Consider the following 21,556-nt stretch of genomic DNA (forward strand, 5'->3'; position numbering starts at 1 on the left):
TCAGTCGGCGATCCGGCAGACCACCGCGCCGGACGCGACGGCCGCGCCGACGGTGGCGGCCAGGTCGCGCACGCGACCGGCCCGGTGGGCGACCAGGGGTTGCTCCATCTTCATGGCCTCCACCACGATCACCAGGTCGCCCGCCTCGACCTGCTGCCCCTCCTCGACGGCGACCTTGACCGTCGTGCCCTGCATCGGCGACACCAGCGCGTCGCCGGTGGGAGCGGCCTTGCGGGCGGCGGCGGCCCGCGATTTGCGCACCGCCGTCGCGACACCGCCACGTGGTGCGACGGCCACCGCGGGCAGCGAGATCTCCAGCCGCCGCCGGTCGATCTCCACCACCACGGTCTCCCGCGGCGCGGCGGCGGCGGGCTCCGCGGGCGCGGTGTGCGGCGGCACGCGGTTGTCGAAGCCGGTCTCGATCCATCGCGTGTGGACGGTGAAGTCCTCCGCGAACGCCGGGTCCTCCACCACCGCGCGGTGGAACGGGATCGTGGTCGGCACACCGTCCACCCGGAACTCGGCCAGCGCGCGGGCCGCCCGCCGCAACGCCTGCTCGCGGGTCGCGCCGGTGACGATCAGCTTGGCCAGCAACGAGTCCCACGCGGGTCCGACGACCGAACCGGCCTCCACGCCGGAGTCCAGCCGGACGCCCGGACCGGACGGCGGGTCGAACACGACGACCGCGCCGGGCGCGGGCAGGAAGTTGCGGCCGGGGTCCTCGCTGTTGACCCGGAACTCCAGCGAGTGCCCGCGCGGTGTCGGGTCCGGGTAGTCCAGGCGCTCGCCACGCGCGATCCGGAACATCTCGCGCACCAGGTCGATGCCGGTGACCTCCTCGGTCACCGGGTGCTCCACCTGGAGCCGGGTGTTGACCTCCAGGAAGGAGATCGTGCCGTCCACGGCCACCAGGAACTCGCAGGTGCCCGCGCCGGTGTACCCGGCGTGCTTCAGGATCGCCTTGGACGCCCGGTACAGCTCGGCGTTCTGCTCGGCGGACAGGAACGGCGCGGGCGCCTCCTCCACCAGCTTCTGGTGCCGCCGCTGGAGCGAGCAGTCCCGGGTGGACACCACGACCACGTTGCCGTGCCGGTCGGCCAGGCACTGGGTCTCGACGTGCCGTGGCCGGTCCAGGTACCGCTCGACGAAGCACTCGCCCCGCCCGAACGCGGCGGTCGCCTCGCGCACCGCGGACTCGTACAGCTCGGCGATCTCCTCGCGGGTCCGGGCCACCTTCAGCCCGCGCCCGCCGCCGCCGAACGCCGCCTTGATCGCGATCGGCAGGCCGTGCTCGTCCGCGAACGCCACGGCCTCCGCCGCGCCCGACACCGGCTCCGACGTGCCCGCCACCAGCGGCGCGCCCACCTCGCGGGCGATCCGCCTGGCCTCGACCTTGTCGCCCAGCGCGCGGATCGCCGCCGGCGACGGCCCGATCCACGTCAGGCCCGCGTCCAGCACGGCCTGCGCGAAATCGGCGTTCTCGGACAGGAACCCGTAGCCGGGGTGCACGGCGTCCGCGCCGGAGGCACGCGCCGCGGCCAGCACGCGGTCGACGTCCAGGTAACTGGTGGCCGGTGTGTCACCGCCCAGCGCGAACGCCTCGTCGGCGAGCCGCACGTGCGGCGCGTCCCGGTCCGGTTCCGCGTACACCGCGACGCTCGCGATGCCCTCGTCCCGGCACGCCCGGACCACGCGCACCGCGATTTCGCCACGATTGGCGACCAGCACTTTTCGCACGGCAGAACCCCCATCTGTCGCCCGAGCGGACATTCCCGGAAAAGGGCGGCCGACACCGACCGGACGACCGCGCGGTGCGCGCGGTCCCGGTGAGCCGCCGGCGGGAAACCGCCCGGGATCAGGACTCGCCGGCCCGCATGTTCTCCGCGATCCGGCGCAGCACGTCGTTCGCGAGCAGGAACTCCTCCTGCGTGATACCGCGCAGCTGCTTGTCGGCGTGCGCGTTGACCAGGACCTCGGCGCTTTCGTGCGCGGACACGCCCGCGTCGGTCTGGGTGATCACGTCACCGTCGAGTTCGGCCCAGCCGCGGTGCGCGAAGTCCTCCACCACCGGGCGGTAGGACTCCTCGCGGTCGGCCACCAGGAACGGCCGGAACGCCTCGTCGATCTCCGACACCGTGCGGACGCCGATGCTGATCGCGTGCAGCACCTGCCACTGGCGCCGGTTCAGCCCCACGTCGCGCAGCGCCTTCGTGGTGGCCGCGTCGAACGCCTGGTGGAGCAGCACCAGCCAATAGCCGATGCGCTTGGTGGTGTTCTGCTGAAGCATCGTATCCCCCAGTAGAGACGTGTCAGCGCGTGTGACCCTTGTCGTACGGGATCACCCAGAACGTCGTGAGCTTGATCGCGGAGAACAGCCAGCGGCCGTCCACCCTGGTGTACTCGTCGTCGAACTTGCCCGCCACGAGGTAGCTCTCGCGGTCGAACACGACCTTCTCCTCGAAGTAGCAGACCCCGGTCGCGCGGTCGCCCAGGACCTCCACGTCGTGGCCGTGCACGAACTGCTTCACCAGCACACCCGAGGCGACCGGGTTGTCGGCGTCGATCCGCGCCGGCAGGCCGGCGAAGTAGTCGGCGATCGCCGCCCGGCCCTCCGCCTGCCCCACCGCGCCGTAGTCCAGGCTCGCGTCCTCGGCGAACAGCTCGCCGACCCGGTCCCACGCGTTGTCGTTGATCAGCCGGGGCAGCCCGTGACGCAGGGCGTTCAGCTCGCGCACGTTCTCCAACTCCCGCACGCGCTCGGCGAGCAGTTTCACCTGCGTGGCGAGATCCGGCTCATCGGACATGGCGAACCCTTCATCCAGTTCCGCGGCACGCGGAACAAACGCGGGCGATCTAATGGATTGCGGAAGACGGACAGCCGTCTTGTTTCCTGTGTGACCGATGTTGGCACGGTCGCTTCGCAGGCGACAAGGGCTGCGGCGGGAACCTACGGGTGACCCGCAAGCCCGTAGTGCACAAGGGCAACCGGGGCTGTGGCGCGGGACACGCTCCCGGAATGAGCACGCCCGCCCGCACGTCGGACCGCGTATTGCGATCCGGCGTGCGGGCGGGCGGCTTTCGTCTGGGTCCGAAGTTTCAGGCGCAGTCGGTGAGCGCCGTGCGCAGTTCCTCCCGGCCGGTGATGCCGAGCTTGTCGTAGGCGCTGGAAAGGTGGAACTCCACGGTCCGCAGCGCCAGGAACAGTTTCGCGGCGATCTCCTTGTTGGAGTAGCCGGCGATGGCCAGGCGGGCGATCCGCGCCTGCTGCCGGGTCAGCGCCCGGCGGCGGGGCGGCGCGACGCCGAGCAGCGCGCGTTCCGCGAGCGCCGCCCGACCCGGGTTGCCGACCCGGCCCGCGAGCGCCCGCGCCCGGCCCAGGTGCTGGCGCGCGCCCGCGACGTCACCACGCGCGGCGAGCCGGACACCCAGCTCGTAGCAGACCTTCCCCAGTTCCGGCCACGCCTGCGCCAGCTCCAGCAGCTGCCCCGACTCCTCCAGCAGCTCCACCTCCTGGCCGTCGCCGTCGACCACGGCGACCGCCGCCAGCGCCCGGCCGACCGTCCGCGACTCGCCCCACGCGACGGCGGCCGCGTACTCCTGCCGCGCGAGCGCCGACGCGAGACCGCGGCGGCCCGCGGAGAACGCGCACAGCGCCGCCTCGCTGCGCCACGGCATGACCGCCGGGTTCACCACGCCGCGCGACACCAGCTCCCGGCCGCACGCCAGGTAGTCGGCCACCGCGTCGCCGAACCGGCCCACGGCCATCGACACCGCCCCACGCGCGGACAGCAGCACCGGGCGGCACGCGACGCCGGACGCCAGCACGCCGTCCAGGTCGTGGGCGGCGGCCAGCGCACGCGCGCCGTCCACGTCACCGCACTCCGCGCACAGCTCGACCGCCCACGCGACCGCCACCATCCTGGTCACCTGGCCGGTGTCGGACTCGACCAGCGAGCCCAGCAGCTCACGTGCCCGGTCCACGTCACCGCACAGCCGCGCCACCCGCGCACGCAGCAACGTCACGACACCGGGCACACCGGCGACGCCCGGCCGGTCCGCGAGCAGCAGGCTGTGCTCGTCGGCCGGCACCAGCTCACCGCCGTAGACCAGCGTGGACAACGCGCGGCCCACGCACATCTCGCTCGCCCGGCACACCTCGTCCGCCAGCGCCTCCTCGGCACTGCGGATCGCACCCACCCAGTCCTGCCCCGACACCAGCAGGCACAGCGCCCGCTCGGCGGCGCAACGCACGGTGAGGCGGTCCGGTCCGGGTGAGGCCGTGTCCGGGTGCCTGTCCCGCCCCAGTGGCAGGAACACCTCGAACGGCGGGACCCCGCCGATGTTCGTCAGCGGTACCCGCAACCCCGGATGCACCATTCCGCTCCCCCTTTGCCGGTCCGGTCGGCCGCCGGGTCCCGGGTGTAGCGGCCACTCACCCGGTGCGGTCACCCACAGTCGGCCCCCTATTGCTCACCGTAGATTGATCCAACATCAAGTTCCACCGCGTAGCCGACGGCTACCAGGGGCTGGAAACCTTGCCCGGACAGGGTTCCGGCGGGTGTGAAACCGGTCTCACACCAGGGGGCGCACCGGTTGAGACGCGGGGCCGTCGCCCCTGGTCACGGCGATCACGGGCAGGGCTTGCGCAGCACCGCCCCGGACGTGCCGCCGAGCGACACCGAAGTCACCGCGGCACCCGCCTCGTCCACGAAGGTCCCGCCGAGCGGCACCCGCACCGGCGCCGCGCCGGTCGGGTTGGCGTTGACCAGCGCCACGCCGCAGGCGAAGTCGCGGCGGAACAGGTTCGTCCCGATCGCGCGGTACGTCTCCGGCGCGGAACCCAGCCGCCAGGCGTACATGGCGCTACGCGCGGTGGGGTCGCCGTACCCGTCCGTGACGCCCATCTCCGCGATCGCGCTCCGCGTGCCGACCACCATGTAGTAGCTCGCCATCGCGTACCGCATCTGCTGCTCGTCGCCGGAGGTGAAGTGCGGCTGCACCCAGGTGATCTTGCCGCGCGCCTCGCCGGAGGAGATCTCCGCGACCTGCTTGCTCCAGCCCCGGTCGTACTCGGGCAGCATGTTGTTCCGGTCGAACACCAGCCACCACTCGTCGAAACCGCCGTCGAGGTGTTCGGTGTAGGCGTTCCACACGTCGCCGTGCAGGCGGGCGTTGGACAGGTTCCCGATCGTGGTGAGACCGGCGTCGGCGAACCGGCCCTTGATGTTGGCCAACATCGACTTGTAGGCGTTCTGGAACTCCGCGTCCGTCGGGTACTTCACCGGGCAGACGCCCGGGTGGTACGCGTCGCACGGGAACAACGCGTTGTCCATGAAGACGCCGTCGAAGCCGGTCGCCTTCGCCTCGGTGACCACATTGGTCGCCCACGCGTCCTGGTACGCGCGGTTGCCCACGTCCATCTGCCAGTGCCCGGCGTACCCGCTGTACTCGAAGCGGTTGCCGTTCGGTCCGGTGAGGAACCACTCCGGGTGGTCCCGGTTCGCCACGCAGTACCCGATGCCCGCCGGCAGGAACCGGTCGTCCACACCGGCGCGGCAGGCGTAGCTGCGGGTGGAGGAGAGGTCTTTGTAGACGAACACCTGGACCGCGGGGTTGCTCGCCTTGAGCTTGCGGAGCAGGTCGCCCTCCCAGGCGTTCAGCACGACGTACTCGTGCCGCTTCGCCTCGACCGCCGCCATGACGTCGCTCACCGGCGTGCTGTTCAGGTGCAACCAGAACGACTTCGCGGCGCCCGTGCTCGGGTACGCCTTCTCGCCACCAGCGGTCACGGCGTCACGTTCTACCGCGCCGACCGCCGGAACCGGCGCCGCCACGCCCACCACGAAGACGATCGTCATCAGCGCGACCCGGAACCCGCGGTCGCGCACCACCGGACGACTGGATCGGAAAACGGACATAGCGCACCTCACGGAGAACCGGCCCACAATTCCCAATCGCGCGACCGCCGCCGGGACCCGCCCGAAACCGTCTTCCGCCCGCACGGAACACACCGCCGCACGACCTCGCACGTGCGGCGCGAATTGATCTCGTGCCCACCACTCCGGTGGTTCCGCGCACGCGACCGGAGTCGATCTCGTGCCCGCGGCCCGAACCACCCCTGTGCCCGCAACGCGGATCAAACGCACGCGGCCCGAACCACTGCCGTGCCCGCGGCCCGAACAGTTCGGGGCACACGGGAATTCGGGTCCACCCGCGCGCGATCACCCCACGCACGACCACACCGGCCATCGACGAATTCCGCAGCAGGACCCACAACCAGGCGGTGCTGATCCACATTGGATCTACCGGTCGCGTTCCACCTACAGCATTACCCGCCGACACCTCATCCACAAAACTTTTCACATGTCAACCACATCCGCGTAAATCACATCGCGATCACCGGACGGGAAATCGGCGCAGCCGCGGGACTCCGGTGGCGCGGGCTGTTCCACGCTCGAACAGCCCGCGCCCCTCGGCGGTCCACAGCGGACACCGGGTCAGGACGGGGTCACCGCGTCCAGCCACCACCGCCGCGACACCGCGCGGGTGAACTCGCGAACGTGCAAGCCGGCTCGCAGCCACGCGGTCGGGAACGCGTCACCCGCGTCCCGGACCACCCGCCCGAACGCGTCCCGCTCCCGGTCGCGGCACGCCAGCGCCAGATCGGACAGCAGTTCGGCGGTGGTGCTCAAGCCGTTGCGGGACAACGCGTTCACTTCACGCGAGGTGGAGGCGACCGCCGCTACCGCCCGTCCACCGAGGGTCACCCGGTGCAACACGTTCTCCAGCGGGCGCAACGGCGGCGGCACCCGGTCGGCCGGCGCGGGACGTGGTGGCAGCTCCCCCGCCCGGCCGTCGACGTTCGCCCGTTGCAGCCGGTCCAGCCCGAGGTCGACGTGGCCGTGCAGGCCCGCGGGCAGCGCGAGATCACCCGCGACGGCGAGCGCCGACGCCACACCCGGTCGGTCGGGCCGCAGCCGGGCCACGAACCGCAGCACCACGCCGCCCGCACCGGCGAGGACCCGCAGGTTCTCCCGGACCCGGTCGTGGTCGCCGACCAGGTCCAGCGCACCGGTGGCGGTCTCGACGCGCAACGCGCCGTCCGCGACACCGAGCACGGTCCCGGTGCAGAACAGCAGATCCGCGCCCGCCGGCCGGTGCGTCTCGGGCCGCGCGCCCGCGTCGAACGCCCGCGCCACCTGGTCGGCGAGCGGCACGTCCCAGAGGGCACGCAGCGGTGCCTCGTCCCACGCCACGCCGGCCGCCCGCACGGCACGCACCGCGCGGCCCGCGCCGAGCCGCCGGTCCGCCGACGCCGTGCCGCCGGACAGCAGCAACCCCACCCGGCCCAGTTCCCGTTGGGCAAGCCCGGATTCACCGATCGCCACCGGCCCGCTCGCCGCCGCGCCGACCCGCTCGGGTCCACCCGGCATGATCGCGGGCACCGTCCACAGCACACCGGACTCGTCGGCGAGGTGCGTCACCACACCGCTGTAGCCGGAGGTCGTGACCACGGCTTCGGTGCACACGCCGAACAAGCGCAGCGAACCGATCGGCCGGTACTCGCGGCGCGCCGTGCCCCGCAACTCGCTGGTCGCGGACGGGACCACGCGCAGGTCGTGGCACAGCAGCAGGAGGTCGACCAGTTCGGCGGTGAGCACCTCGCGGTCGAACGACGAGTCCCCGGCGCGTGCCGCGGCCAACGCCGCCGCGATCCGCAACCCACCCGCCGCCGCCCGGTGCAACCCGGCGACCCGCGCCGTGTGCACCGCCCGCAACAACTCGGCCCGCACCACCGCGCCGCTGCCCTGCGCACCGGACCGCAGCACCGCGCCGCACGCCTCCCACAACGCTGCGGCAGCGGCCCGTTCAGCCGTGCCGACCGCCGTGGGCGTCTCCTGTTCCAACGCCTCGGCGCCGGCCCGACCGGCCGCTGTGGACGCTCCCCGCGCCGACGCTTCGGCGGCGGCCCGCCCGTCCGGGCCGACTCCCGCGGGAGCCTCCCGCCCAGCCGGGCCGACCGCCGTGGAAGCCTCGCCCTCCAGGCCCCCGACTGTGCCCGAAGGGTCCGCCGGGTCTGCACTTTCGGGCACCCCCGCGGACCCGTCCGCCGGGTCGACCACGGTCGCGGCGGCGACCGCCAGGCCCCGGTGCAGGCACCGGGGTGCGAGCAGGCAGCTGCACACCAGGTCGTCGGCGGCGGTGAGGACGCCGGAGCGGAGGGTCCAGGTGATCGTGGTGTCGGCGTCCAGCTCGGCGCGGGCCGAGTCGGCGTCGCCGACCACCTCCCAGGCGGCCGGTTTGCCGAGCGCGCCGTCCACGCGTTTGCGCAGCCGCGGCGGGAGCGCGTCGAGCACGTCGGCCACCACGGCGGGCGCGACCGGGGGCGGGGTCATCCGCGCACCTTCTCCCCGACCCAGCGCGCCAGCTCCAGCGGGCTCAGCGCCGCCACCGGCATCCCGGCGGCGACCAGCGCGCCCGCCACGGACGTCGAGTAGCGGGCCTTGCCACGGTCGTCCAGGCTGGCGCAGCCCAGCACCGTGACGCCGGAGTCGACCAGCTCCCGCACCTGCCCGACCAGCGAGGCCACCGGGCCCCCCTCCTCGAAGTCGCTGACCACCACCACCATCGTCCGCTCCGGCACGGTCACCAGGGATCGCGCGTGCCGCAACGCACCCGCGATGTGCGTGCCGCCGCCGACGCGGACCTCCAGCAGCAGCGCCAGCGGGTCGGACACGCGTTCGGACAGGTCGACCACCTCCGTGGAGAACGCGAGGAAGTTGGTCGACAGCGACGGCACACCCGCGAACACGGCGGCGGTCAGGGCCGACCAGACCGTGGACGCCTCCATCGAGCCCGACACGTCGACCACCAGGACCAGCCGCCAGTTCGTCGCCCGCCGGCCGCGGGTGCGGAAGACCGGGCGCTCCGGCACCACGAGCACGCGGCCGTCCGGACCACGACGGGCGGTGGCCATGTTGGCGCGGAGGGTGCGCGGCAGGTCGAGCCGCCCACCGGGCCGCCGGGTCGGTGTCGGGAGCTGGATGCCCGCGAGCGCGGGCCGGACCTGGTTGGCGAGCTGCGCGGTGAGTTCCCGCACCAGCCGTTCCACCAGGGGGCGCAGGCGGGCCAACGCGTGCTCCGACAACCCGCCCGCCAACGACAGCACGTTGCGCAGCAGCTCGACGGACGGCCGGACGGAGTCGGCGTCGATCTCCAGCGCCGCCTCGAGTCGACCACCCTCGGCAGCCGCCGCGAGCACTTCCTCGCGAACCCGCTCGCCGAACAACGAGCGGAGTTCTTCGGACCACTCGCGCACATCGGGGAACGGCGAGGAGAGATCCGCGCCCAGCCCACCCGCGACCGCGCCTTCACCACGGTCATGCCCGTACAACTCGTCCAACGCCGCCGCATACCGCGCCGCGCCCGCCGGCCGCTCACCCCGGGCCCCCAACACCAACCGCCACCGGACGGCGGCGGCCAACGTCCGACCGCTACTGGGATCGGCGGCCCTGACATCCGCCGCCAACCCGGCGGCAACCGGACCGGCGGGCCCGCCATCGGCCGCCCACCCCGCGGCAACCGGACCGGCAGGCCCACCATCGGCCGCCCACCCCGCGGCAACCGGACCGGCAGGCCCGGCATCCGCTCCCCGCCCGGCGGCCACCGGACCGGCAGCGCCGGCATCCGCCGACAGCCCGGCGGACCCGCCCACCGCATCCGCCGGGAATGCCGGCGGCCCGCCGTTCGAGTGCGGGTCGCCCGTCGCGGGGTGGTCCGCCAGGGTGGCGGGGCGGGGTAGGTGGTGGGCCGTCAGGGTGGAGTGGGCGGTGTGCTCCGCTGCCAACCACACCGCGAGCAGTTCCGGGTCGAAGGCGCCCGCCACGTCCAAGCGGTCGCCCGTGCGTTCCTCCACCACCGCCAGCACGCGTGCCCGAGCCGCCGGGCCGATCGACGTGAAAGCACCCCGCAGCGCGGGCAGGCGTTCGAGGAACGCCTGGTCCCCCAGCGCTTCGACCCGCTCCAGCAACGGGTCGAGCGCCTCCGTCGTCTCCAGCAGCGGGGTCGCCGCCGCCAGCACACCGGTCAACCCCTGGCGCAGCGTGCGCCTGCGGTCCGGCGTCGTGGCCGTGTCGACCCACGACGCGACGCGCCCACCCAGTTCCGCCGGTGTCGTCAGCCCGAGCAGGACCTGCGCGGCCCCGGCCGCGCCCGCGATCAACGGCACGCCCTCGTCCGCCAAGCGCCGCAACGTGGCCGCCAAGCGGATGCCGCTGCCGTGCGCGTCGTGCCGCTGCCCCAGCTCCACGAGCGCGTGGGCGTCCGCCGGGTCCTCCGAACCGGCCAGCCCCGCCAACTGCGCCACGGCCGACGTCTCCCACTCCCGCGCCAGCAACGGGTGGGTGTCGAGGACGTCCGGCGGCGTGCCCGGGACGTGGCCCGAGCGCAGGCGGTCCAGCAGGTCGAGGCCCGACAGCAGGTCGCGCAACGTCCCGGAGGACGGCAGCACGGTCGCCGCGTCGGTCAGCACCTCCCGCACCAGGTCCGGCAGACCGCAGGACGCCGCCGTCGCCAGGTCGCCCAGGACGTCCTCGGCGGTCGGGCCACCCGCCCGCTCGCGGTCCGCGCGCCGCGCCCGCAGCTTGCCGTGCGCGGCCAGCGGCAGGGTCGCGCCCCACAACCCCGCCACCGGCAGGGTCGCCGCCGTGGTCGGGGTCCAGGAAGCGGTCCACCGGGTGGTCAACGCGTCGCCACCGCCCACGCCCGTGGTCCCGGTCGGCTCGCCGTAGGACACGCCGAGCACCCGCAACCGGTGCAGGGTCGTCTCACGACGGGCGTCCAGGTCGGACCGCAACGGGTCCAGGCGCAGCGACACCGGCTCGCGGGAACCCGGACCGGGCAGGCGGAGTTCGGCGAGCAACGCCTCCACGGCCGGGGCCAGGCCCGACCGCGGCGTACCGGGCGCGAGGACGCCGGTCCGCGTGCCGACCAGCACGTCACCCGCCGCCCGCGCCACCACGCGACCGCGGCCGAGCGGTTCGGCATGGGTGAGGACGGACTGCACCGCTTCGACCACCTCGCCCCGACCGGGCGCGGGCAGGCCGCGCAGCCGGGCCAGGTCGACCGCCAGGCGAAGCGCCTCGCGCGCCTCACCCGGCCCGGCCGGGTGGCCCAGTTCGCGGATGCGGGCGCAGATCCGGACGATCACCGACGCCGCGGCTCCCTCGACGGCGGCCGGATCGCCCGCCGCCTCCAGGACCGCCTGCTGCCACTCGGGGTCGCGGATGCCCGCCGGGTAGCCCGAGCGCTCGTCGAGCAACGCGAACCCGTACGGGACAAGGGAAGTCACCACGTCCCGACCGGGCACGTCGTCCGACGCGACCGGCCCGCCCAACAACGCCGCCGCGTGGAACGACCCGACCACGGCCGCCGTCCGCCGCCCTCCCGCACCCGCCACCACGCGCCGCATCCACTCCTCGCGACGCAGGTCGTACGGGTCGACACCGGAACCACCCGCCGCGTCCTGGCGCATCGCCCAGCCGACCAGGAGGGCGGCGCGGCGCACCGCCTCCGGCGACTGGCCGGGCGCGACCGCCTCCACCAGGCGGTCCCACAGGTCGTCGCCGTCGCGGCCGGTGGTGGACCGGCACAACGCGTCGGTCAACGGCGACGTGCCACCCGCCACCGCCCGGTAACCCCGGTCGGGTGCCGCCAGCGGGAGGTCGCACGGGAGCACCTCGACGCCGTTCCGGTGAGCCCAGCGGATCGCCGCCAGCTCCGGCGAGAAGTCGGCGAACGGGTAGAACGCCAACCCGCCCCCGTCCCGCCCGGCACCCGACAACGCCACCGGGGCGACCAGCTCCGGGTCCGCGAGGTGCGGCAGCCACTCCCCCAGCTCCGCCGGCAGCTCGATCAACAACACCTCGGGATCGGCCGCCGCCAACAACTCCGGCATCACGGCGGCCAGGGCGGGCGAGTGGTGGCGCACCCCGATGAGGAACGGTGCGCGGTGCGCCGCCAGCCGCTCGGCCGCGGCGAAGTCCTCCTCGGCGTCGGAGCGCCCGGACGGAGCCGGACCGCCGGAGCGGTCCGAACCTTCGGACGAACCCGCCGAGCCGGCGGGGACGTCGGAATTGGACAGAGCGGAGCGGCCGGCCGAGACCGGGAGCCGGGGCCGGTCGGGCTGCCCGCCGGCCGAAGCGCCGAGGGATTCGGCGAACCCGGCGGGATCGGCAACGCCGACCGGACCGGCGACACCGGCGGCACCGGCGAGATCAGCCACACCGGCCGGACCGGTGGCGCCCGCCGGAGCGGTGGCACCGGAGGGTTTCGCCGTGCCGGGGCCGCCGGTCTCCGAACCGCCGGCCTCACCAGCCGGCGGCGCGGTGGGGTGGGCGCCCGCCGGCGCGAGGGGTGCGCCGGCGGGTCGGAGGTGGGTCGGGTCAGGCATCGAGGACGTCCCGGAGTTCCCACAGCCTGCGCCAGGTGCGCGCGCCCGACTCGGCCCGCCTGCGCACCGCGCCGTCCCAGTAGCCGAGCAGGCGGGCGGCGTCGGAGGGGTCGTCCTTGCGGACCACGCCGAGCAGGTGGCCGGGCAGCAGGGACAACGGGTCGCGGTCGCCGGGGAAGTACGCGTCGGCCAAGCCCAGCGAGGTGGCCACCGACACCGCCTCGGCCGTGCTCATGACCGTGGACGGCCGCTCCACCGACCACCCCTCCTCGGACACGCCGTTGCGCAGGTCGCGGAACGCCGTGACCAGCACCTCCAGCACCACGTCGTCCACCGCGAACGGCGCGCGCACGCGATCCAGCGCGGCGGTGGCCTGGCGACGCACGAGGGCCGTCTCCGCGGCCAGGTCGCCGATGGGGCCCACCGCCTCGAAGTTGAAGCGCCGCTTGAGCGCCGCCGACATCTCCGACACACCCCGGTCGCGGAGGTTCGCCGTCGCGATCACGGTGAAACCGGGCGCGGCGTGCACCGTCGAGCCCTCCGTGCCGGACAGCTCCGGCACGGCGATCCGGCGGTCGGACAGGATGGACACCAACGCGTCCTGCACCTCGGGCAGGCAGCGGGTGACCTCCTCCACCCGCACCACGCCGCCTCGGCGCATCGCGGTCAGCACCGGCGACGGCACGAGGGCGCGGGGACTCGGCCCCTCGGCCAGCAGCAACGCGTAGTTCCAGCCGTAACGCAGCTGGTCCTCCGTTGTGCCCGCGGTGCCCTGCACGACCAGCTGGCTGCTGCCGCACACCGCGGCGGCCAGCAGTTCGGAGAGCATGGACTTCGCCGTGCCGGGCTCGCCGACCAGCAGCAGGCCCCGCTCGCCCGCGAGCGTCACCACGGCCCGCTCCACCAGGGCCCGCTCCCCGACGAACTTCGGGCTGATCACCATCCGCGCGGGCAGCCCGGCCACGGGTTCCGGCAACGCCAACGCGTCGCCGGAACCGGTGACGAACGTGACGACGGCACGCGGCGTCAGCCGCCAGCCGGGTGGGCGGGGACCGTCGTCGTGGGCGGCCAGGAAGGCCAGCTCCGCGGCGTGCGCGTCCTCGGCCGGGTCGATCTGCCGTGCGGCGGTCACCTGCGTCCTCCGGTCCTGAGTTCCTCGTATGCGGGCGCGTCGCCGTCGAGCACCCGCTGCCACGCACGGGCGAACAGGGCGGCGACGGGTTCGCGGGGCGCGATCACGCCGGCGGGGTGATCGGTGAAGCCGAACATCGGCGCCTTCCAGCTCTCCAGCGGCACGTGTGGCGCGGACAGGGCCAGCCAGCCGCCCGGCAGGAACAGCGAACGGCCCGCGCGGGCGCGCTTCGCGGTCAACACCAGGTCCGTCTCCGCCAACGCGGCACGCGCCTTGCGGAGCCGAGCCGGCTTCCAGCCGGTCCACCGGGCCACGTTCGCGTCCGTCGGGTCGGGCAGCGCCAGCAGCTGGAGGTACAGCACCGCCGCGTCCTCCACCAGACCGCACCGCTCGGCGACCTCCGCCACCAGCGCCTGGTCCGGCACCTGGTGGTACGCCTCCGGGTCACCGGTCGGCGGCACGGCGCAGGCCGCCGCGACGCCCTCGTCGGCGAGCAGCTCCAACGCCCGCCGCACCTCGCTCGCCCCGGTCAGCTCCAGCAACGCGTCGAACAACGCCCGGTCCGCCGGCCCGACCAGGCCGGGTCGGACCACCAGGCGGCAGTAGTGCGAGGTGGACCCGATCACGTGCAGCCAACCCCGGTCGATCGCCGCGTCCTCGGCGGGCAGCTCGAACGGCACCAGGGCGGCCAGGTCGGTGCGGTCCACCCAGTTGCCGAGGTCGACGGCGAAACCGGGTTCGGCGACCCGCAGGCGGGCCAGCGCGAGGGCTTCCGCCAGGCCCGGCCGCAGCGGCGAGCCCGCCGGGAGACGGTTGGCCAGCCACAGCAGGGTGTCCGGCACGGCCCGGAGCACCGACTCCCGGAAGCCGCCCTGGTTGCCGTGGACCATCGCGCCCTGCACGATCCGGGTGTCCGAGCCCTCGGCCAACCACCTGGTGCCGCCGGCGTTGAGCACACCGGTCACCCGGTCACCCGGACCGGACAGCGGCAGCAGCTTCGCCGCGTCCACCAGCACGTCGTCCGGCACGGGCCGCCGCCGGCCGTGCTCGGCCACCCACACCTCGGCGACCGCGGCGACGTCCGGGCCGGTGGTCCACAGGTCCGCCGGGTCGGCGGGCACGGCGGCGGCCAGCAGCGACCGGCGGTACTCGTCGGTGAGCGGGCGCAGCCGCTCCTTGCCCGCCTTGGCACCGGCCGCGGACAGGCCGAGCAGGCGGCGTTCGTCGGTGGTCAGGTAGGTCGCGTCCCAGCGGTCCACGCCCGCCATGCCGGCCAGCAGCACGGTCGCCTCGGCCGTGCCGAGCCCGGTCGCCGCCGACAGCTCGCCCACCGGCTCCGGCCGCCACGGCACGGGTCCGCGTTCGGCGAGCGCGGTCAGGAACCGCTCGATCCGCTCCTTCCCGAACGGCCGCTCCAGCACCTGCCCCCGCTCCAGGGTCCAGCCGCGCGGCAGCGCGAACTCGCCGGGCGTGCGGGTGAACTGCACGCCGCCGTACCAGGTCGGCCGGTTGCCACGACGGTGCTCGGTCAACGGCGCGATGAACCCGTCGCCGACCGGGACGAGCCGGTTCAGCGGGTTCGCACCGCCCTTCGGCACGGTCACCTCGACGGCACGCCACTGCCCGGGGTGCTCGGCCAGACCGCTGTCCGCGATGGACCGCAACACCACGACCGCCGCCGTGCGCAGGTTCTCCGGCGTCAGCGGGGACGCCGCGCGGTAGGCGATCGAGGCCAGGTCGGGCAGCACGGCCCACCAGTCGGAGTGGTCGGTGGACGGCAGCTCGCGCCCCGCCGGCTCCGCGACCGCCGCGCCCAGCGCGGCCAGCAGCTCGGGCAGCGCGGTGCGCCTGCCCTCGCGGGAACCCCGGCCGCCGCTGAACCAGGTGAGCGCCCGGTCGACGTCGGTCTCGCTGATCGCGGGCCCCCGGGGGGCGAACACCGACGTGTTCACCCGCCGGGCGCGTTCGGCGATCTCCGCGTACTCGCGGAACGACCGCCGCAGCCGCGCGGCGCACCGCACCACGTCCACCACCCCCGCGAGCAGCGCCGGGTGGGTCAGGCCGGGCAACGCGTCGGCCACGGCGCGGGCCAGGCCGTCCCGCTCACCGCGGGCCAGCGCGGTCAGCCGCGCCGACCGGGGCTCCCGGTCGTCCTCGTCCGGCACCGCGGCGAGCATCGCCGCCACCGCTTCCCCGGTCACCCCGCGCAACGCGGCCGACCCGGCTTCGTCACGGGGCCGGAGCAGGTGCCACCACGCGGGCGGCGGCACGAACCGGGTGCCGGCGGCGTACTCCTGGACGTACGCGCCGACCGACAGCTCCGCCAGCGCGAGGCCGTTCTCGTCCAGCAACGCGGCCGAGTCGTCGTCGGCGTCGAGCACCAGGCGGGTGCCCGGCAGGTCGAGCAGGCCGGTCGGGCGGCGGTTGCCGCTCGGCAGGCGGACGCGGCGGCCGTCGACGCCCTCGCCCAGCCAGGAGCCGTCGGCCTCCTTCCGCACCCGCCAGCCGTGCAGGCCGCCCGCCGCGCCGAGCGGGCTGTGCTCGGTGCCCGGGGCGGTCGGCCGCAGGTCGCACCGCCCGTGGTCGAGCCGCGTGCCGTCGACGGCGAACTCCTCCAGGAACCGGGGCACGCTCGGTCGGCCGGTGTCGCCGGTGGCCGGGTCGACCTCGCTCCAGCGGTACCGGCTCTCCTGGTAGGCGTAGGTCCAGTAGGACGTGCCGTCGCTGTAGGCCCGACGGGGTTCGTCGACCTGCGTGTCACCGGGGTGCAGCGCGCGCTGCCCGCCGAACCGCGCGCCGTTCGGCAACGCGATCGACGGCTGCGGCTTGTCGCGCCGGTAGTAGGCGCTGGAGCCGCTGCCCGGGTCGAAGACGTGGTCGGGCGCGTCGGACCAGTAGCCGTGCTCGCCGTCGTTGCCGTGCCACCGGACCAGCAGCCGCCCGTCGACCCACGCCGTGCTCGGGCGGAACGCCCACGTGTTGCGGGTGCCCGCCGGGATGCGGAGCAGGTGCTCGGCCAGGATGCCGTCCGGACCGACCACCACCAGGGCGTCACCGCGCCGCAGCACCAGGGCCGGCCAGCCCTCGCCGCACAGCTCGATGTCCTCGTCGGCGCCCGGCATGGCCGACAGCCGCTCGACCGCCTCGTCCAGGGCGGGCCAGCCCAGCTCGTCCACCAGGCCGGCGCGCAGCGTCGCGTGCAGCACGGCGGCCACGTCGGTGGCGCCCAGCGCCTCGGCGGCCTCGGGTACGTCCACGAACGCCTCGGGCAGGCGCAGCACGGCGAACCGGTCCAGGTGCCGCACGAGTTCGGGCAGCGCGGTGACGGAGCGGCCCGCGCGGCGGGTCACCCAGTCGCGCAGGGCGGTCCGCAGGCCGGGCACCACCAGCACGTCGCTGAGCGATTCCACCGAGACCGACCGCTCACCCCGCGACGCACCGCGCAGGAACTCCACGACGCCGTGGCCGAGCGGTTCGCCGAACAGCCCGGAGCCGGCGAGCGCGGCCAGGTCGCGGCGACCCTCCCCCTCGTCGGCCAGCCAGCCGGACACGTGCAGCGAGATGTCCCGCTCGGCGGCCAGCAGCGGCACGCCGTGCGCCACCAGCAGGTCGAGCAGGTCCAGCTCGTCCTGCCGCCAGCCGCGCAGCGCGCGCACCTCGTGGCCGTCGGCGACCAGCCGCGGCGCCATCGCCTCGACCAGTTCCAACAACACCCGCGACCGGCCGACCGTGCGCCACGTGCCGTTGCGCACGGCGATGACCTTCGACAGCCACTCGGCCGCGTGGGCGGCGCCGCCCGGCTCGACCAGCTCGCGGGACGCGCCGCTCGCGGTCAGGATCTCGAACCAGGTGTCGAGCACGGACGTCGAGTCGGGCACGAAGGACAGCAGCACGGCACGCACCTCGGCGTCGCGCCCGGCCAGCGCCACCAGCGAATCCCGGTAGGACCGCCAGAACGCCGCGCCCGCCCGGCTCACCGAAGCGCTCTCCAGCACGGCCCGCAGCACGCGCTCGTCCTCGGCCTTCACGTCGCGCTTCGCGGCCTTCGCCAGCCGCCGCAGGTCCTCCGGCATCCCCGTGTACGGGGGCAGGCCGCCACGGGTGCGCTCCACGCACAACGTCACGAACAACTCGTAGGCCGCATCGGGGTCGTGCTTGCGCGCCAAGCCCTTCGAGTGCGCCGACAACGCCTTGGCGGTCAGCGCGCCCGCGAACGCGAACTCCAGGAACACCTCCCGGGTGCGCTCCGGGTCCACCGCCAGGTCGTGCACCTCCTCCGCCTCGCGGGCCTTGCCGAACATGCTCGCCGCGAACGTGTGGTTGCCGTGCTCCAGGAAGATCCGGCCGGCCTCCTCGTAGAACGTCGGCAGGAAGTGCGGCGCGGACCGGCCCAGCATCGCGGCCAGCGCGGTGAACCCGTCCTTGGCCGCGCCCGCGCGCGACTTGGCGGTGCGCGCCAGCCGCTCCACGTCCTTCACCAGGTTCAACGCGTGGTGCGCGTTCGCCGGGTCGTGCACCAGCGCCCACGCCGGGAAGCCCAGCGCGACCCGCTTGCCGACGCCGACGCCGGGCGTGCGCGCCGGTGCGGCGAAGCCCAGGTACTCGGCGGTGAGGTCCTCGGCGCGGCCGAGCACCTCGGGCACCAGCCGCACCACCACGCGGTCGGCGAGACCGGGGTGGGTGTAGTGGCGGGCCGTGATGGTGTCGCGGTCGTCGCCGACCGAATCCGTGCCGGGCAGGACCGCGCCCGCCGCGATCATCGCCTTCTCGTCGCGCTCGCTCACCGGGCCACCGCTTCCTCTACGACGCGCCCGGCGTGGATCGCCGAGGCCATGCGCATCCCCTCCGACCACGCGACCGGTCCGACGTCGGACAGGGGCACCGCGGTCCCGTCATCCAGCGACCAGCGCAGCTCGCCGGTCCACGTCTCGCCCTCGGGGTAGTCCGAGCCGAGCCAGAAGCGGGCCTCCACGACCCGCCCGCCCTCGAACGCGGCGTACACCGCGTCGCCGCCGCGCACCGGGTAGCCGAGCGAGCGGCACCGGCCCAGCGCGTGGTTGAGCTGTTCGAACTTCCCGCCCGCGTAGGTGTCCACAGAGGTCTTGCCCGCCGCGTGGGGCGTGCGCGGGAACGTCTGCCGGAACAGCTGCTGCACCCGCTGCTCGACGCCCAGCTCCGCGCCGAACTCGCGCAGCTCCGCCAGGTCCTCCAGCAGCACGGGGTGCGGGATCGACACCGCTTCCGGCCGCAGCCGGACCGTGTCGCCGTCCAATGTGACCACACCGAGCCCGCGCTCCGGGTCGGCGTCGCGCAGGAAGCCGACCTCGCCGTCGGCCACCACCACGAGGTCGCGCAGGGCCGACGCCCACGCCTCGTCCGGCCACACCTCGACCAGCAGCGCGGTCGGCACCGGCAGCGAGCGCACCATCCAACCGTCCACGGCGGACAGGCACTCGGCCGCGTGCCGGTCCAGCCACTCCGCGAGCTGCCGGAGCTGCACGACACCCGGATCGTCCTTGATGGACGCCGGCACCGCCGACAGCACCTTGCCCTTGGCGTTCCGGGCTTCCAGGCGTCCGTCGTCACGCAACCGCACCTGGTAACCGGACGCGGCGTCCAGCCAGCTCACGTTCCCTCCCGCGGGGGGTCGATCTCGGATTCGATGGGGCGGAGGCTAGCGACGCCCACCGACAAAAGACGCGTACCAGCCGTTTCGCAACGCTGCCGTGATCACCCGCGGGTCTCGCGGTACCGCGCCAGCAACCCCGCCACGTGTTCGCGCAGCGACTCCCGGTCGACCGCCGACCCGTCCCCGAGCCCGTCGACCATCGCGCGCAGCACGCCGAACTCCGCCTCGCACGCGTCCGAGCCGTTCTCCCACAGGGCGGTGACGAGGGCGAGCTGCGCGCTGACCGATTCCACGTCGTCGTGGCCGAGCAGCCGCCGCCGCAGCCGGACCACCTCGCGGTAGTGCTCGCCGACGCGGCCCTCCCCCGCCTCGGCACGCGCCTGCGCCACGTCGTGCAGGCACGCGATGGTCAGCGGGTCCTGCTCGCCCAGCCACGCGCGGCAGCTCTCGGCGAGCGCCGCGAGCCCGTCGAGCACCGCGCGCGCCGGCCGGTGCTCCCACTCCAGCGACAGCCGCTCGCGGCGGATCGCGACCACCTCGGGGTGCCACCGGTCGAGGTGGCGGGTGCGCACGCGCACCGCGGCGTCGAACTGGTCGGCGGCCCGCGCGTACGACCCGGTGGCGCGGGCGAGCCGACCGAGCCGGCAGGTCAGCTTGCTGGCCATCAGCTCCCACGCGTACCGGGGGCGCAGCTCCGCCGAACGCTGCTCCACCTGCGCGACCACGTACTCGCACTGCGGCGCCAGCACCGCCCACCGGGCCCGGTCCGGCGCGGCGAAGCCCAGCTCCGTGGTCGCGCCGTCCAGCACCGCCAGGCACAGCGCGAGGTAGGTGGCGACGTGGTCGACCACGTCCTGCTGGTGGCGGTTGGCCTCGCGGATCACCGGGTGCAGCCACAGGCACTCGGGGGCGCGTGGTTCGGCGCGCTCCAGGAGGCCGAGGTCGAGCAGGCCGCGGAGGGTGGCCTCGACGTCCTCCGCCGTGATGCCCTCGAACAACGCCGTTCCGGTGAGGACCCGTGCGTCGAGCAGCAGGGAGGACACCGCGCCGGGACCGAAGCACGCCAGCAGGCGGAGCAGCTGCCGCGCCCAGCGCAGCCCGCGGTCGGTGAGCAGGTCGAGCGACAGCTCCCAGGTGCGGTTGAGCAGCCGCCGCTCGTCGGGCTCGCCACCCAGCCGGTGCAGGGCGTCGATCTCGGGGAACCGCTCCCGGAACATGTCCCCGTACTCGGCGTAGTCGCGTGGCCGGACCAGGCCGGGCACGTCCAGCCCGTCCCTGACCGCGGTCACGTAGCGGCCCGCGAGGTGCAGCGCGAGCGGCATGTGGCCGAGGCGCGCGGCCAGCTCGCCCGCCTCCGCCGCGGCGGCGGAGTCGGCGTTGAGCAGCCGGATCGACGCGTCGGGCGCGAGCGGCCGGACGTCGTGGTGCTCCGCGGCGGTCCCCCAGGCGTGGGCGGATCGCTCCCGGGTGGTGACCAGGACGACGCCACGCGTGCCGGTGACCGGGCGCACCCAGCCGGTGCCGTCGCTCGGCGACCCGCCGTTGGCGAGCAGGCGCACGTCGTCGGCGTTGTCGACGATGAGCAGCCACGGTCCGGGCGCCTTCCGCAGCGCCTGGTGGAGCAGGTCGGGCGCGGACCGGCCGCCCGACCACGCCGACACCACGTCGGGCAGGTCGGCTCCCGCCGCGAGGGCCACCTCGCGCAGGCCGGCGACCAGCCCCGGGCCGGTGGCCGCGTCCACCCACCACACCGGGAAGTCCGGTGCGCGCCGCCGCAGGCGCCGGGCGAGGGCGAGCGCGATCGCGGTCTTCCCGAGGCCACCCGCCCCCGATAAGACGATCAACGCGCCGTCCGCCCGGTCCACCGCGGCCGTGAGCCCCGCCAGCAGGGCGTCCCGGCCGTGCAGCTCGCCGGCGAGCCTGCCAACCGGTGGTTCGACCGACACCAGGCCGGGTTGCGGCTCGCACCTCGGCACGCCGAGCGAGACGGGGCCGTTCACGTTGTTCGCCTGGAACACCGTTCCCGCGTGGCCCGACGCGGAGTTCACCACCGGGTGGCCGCCGGCCCGGCCCGGGTCTTCCACTACCACCCGATGCCCTCCCGCGGGCGTCGAAGCAATGAGGTAACCGACCATGAATTCCTTGAAGCGGGCGTATCCTAAGCCCCTCGCCGGGTGGCTCGGTTAACGCGGTAAATGGGCATAGGGCGGTTGTGCCCGCACTGTTGCGGACGACGTGCACGCCGGAATGCGGTGGTCCGTGCCGCCCGACCTGAGGCGGACACCGCTCGGCGGTGATACGGGGCTCACTCCGCTGACCACCCCAGAACCACACAAAAGTGTGA

General features: G+C 74.6%; 11 protein-coding genes. All 11 read right to left on the minus strand.

Going from position 1 to position 21,556, the window contains the following annotated elements:
* The gene (locus KZQ38_RS14100) at positions 1–1,770 is read right to left on the minus strand and encodes an acetyl/propionyl/methylcrotonyl-CoA carboxylase subunit alpha (RefSeq protein ID WP_219442103.1); all 1,770 of its coding nucleotides are present in this window, start codon (positions 1,768–1,770) and stop codon (positions 1–3) included.
* Positions 1,771–1,855: 85 nt separating this feature from the next.
* Positions 1,856–2,287, minus strand: a complete 432-nt coding sequence (locus KZQ38_RS14105; protein ID WP_219442105.1) for a winged helix DNA-binding protein — start codon at positions 2,285–2,287, stop codon at positions 1,856–1,858.
* Between the two features lie 22 nt (positions 2,288–2,309).
* On the minus strand, positions 2,310–2,804 hold the full coding sequence (locus KZQ38_RS14110; protein WP_219442107.1) for a nuclear transport factor 2 family protein: 495 nt from the start codon (positions 2,802–2,804) through the stop codon (positions 2,310–2,312).
* A 292-nt stretch (positions 2,805–3,096) separates the two neighbouring features.
* Positions 3,097–4,377 (minus strand): helix-turn-helix transcriptional regulator, encoded by a 1,281-nt coding sequence (locus KZQ38_RS14115; RefSeq protein ID WP_219442109.1) that lies wholly within the window; start codon positions 4,375–4,377, stop codon positions 3,097–3,099.
* Between the two features lie 251 nt (positions 4,378–4,628).
* The gene (locus tag KZQ38_RS14120; protein WP_219442111.1) at positions 4,629–5,918 is read right to left on the minus strand and encodes a putative glycoside hydrolase; all 1,290 of its coding nucleotides are present in this window, start codon (positions 5,916–5,918) and stop codon (positions 4,629–4,631) included.
* Positions 5,919–6,497: 579 nt separating this feature from the next.
* Positions 6,498–8,396, minus strand: coding sequence for a hypothetical protein (locus KZQ38_RS14125; protein WP_219442113.1), 1,899 nt, complete (start codon positions 8,394–8,396; stop codon positions 6,498–6,500).
* Positions 8,393–12,451: a DUF5682 family protein gene (locus KZQ38_RS14130; RefSeq protein WP_257901410.1), complete on the minus strand. Its 4,059-nt coding sequence runs from the start codon at positions 12,449–12,451 to the stop codon at positions 8,393–8,395. Before KZQ38_RS14130 ends, KZQ38_RS14125 begins: the two co-directional genes overlap by 4 nt.
* On the minus strand, positions 12,444–13,583 hold the full coding sequence (locus tag KZQ38_RS14135) for an ATP-binding protein (protein ID WP_219442115.1): 1,140 nt from the start codon (positions 13,581–13,583) through the stop codon (positions 12,444–12,446). Before KZQ38_RS14135 ends, KZQ38_RS14130 begins: the two co-directional genes overlap by 8 nt.
* A complete protein-coding gene (locus KZQ38_RS14140; protein WP_308258397.1) occupies positions 13,580–18,367 on the minus strand; it encodes a hypothetical protein in 4,788 nt (1,595 codons plus the stop codon). The genes KZQ38_RS14135 and KZQ38_RS14140 overlap by 4 nt, the downstream gene beginning before the upstream one ends.
* On the minus strand, positions 18,364–19,212 hold the full coding sequence (locus KZQ38_RS14145; RefSeq protein WP_219442117.1) for a DUF4132 domain-containing protein: 849 nt from the start codon (positions 19,210–19,212) through the stop codon (positions 18,364–18,366). The genes KZQ38_RS14140 and KZQ38_RS14145 overlap by 4 nt, the downstream gene beginning before the upstream one ends.
* Before the next feature lie 101 nt (positions 19,213–19,313).
* The gene (locus tag KZQ38_RS14150; RefSeq protein ID WP_219442119.1) at positions 19,314–21,302 is read right to left on the minus strand and encodes an AAA family ATPase; all 1,989 of its coding nucleotides are present in this window, start codon (positions 21,300–21,302) and stop codon (positions 19,314–19,316) included.
* Positions 21,303–21,556 lie beyond the last annotated feature (254 nt).

The organism is Saccharothrix obliqua, from assembly GCF_019375475.1.
GTDB classification, from domain to species: domain Bacteria; phylum Actinomycetota; class Actinomycetes; order Mycobacteriales; family Pseudonocardiaceae; genus Actinosynnema; species Actinosynnema obliqua.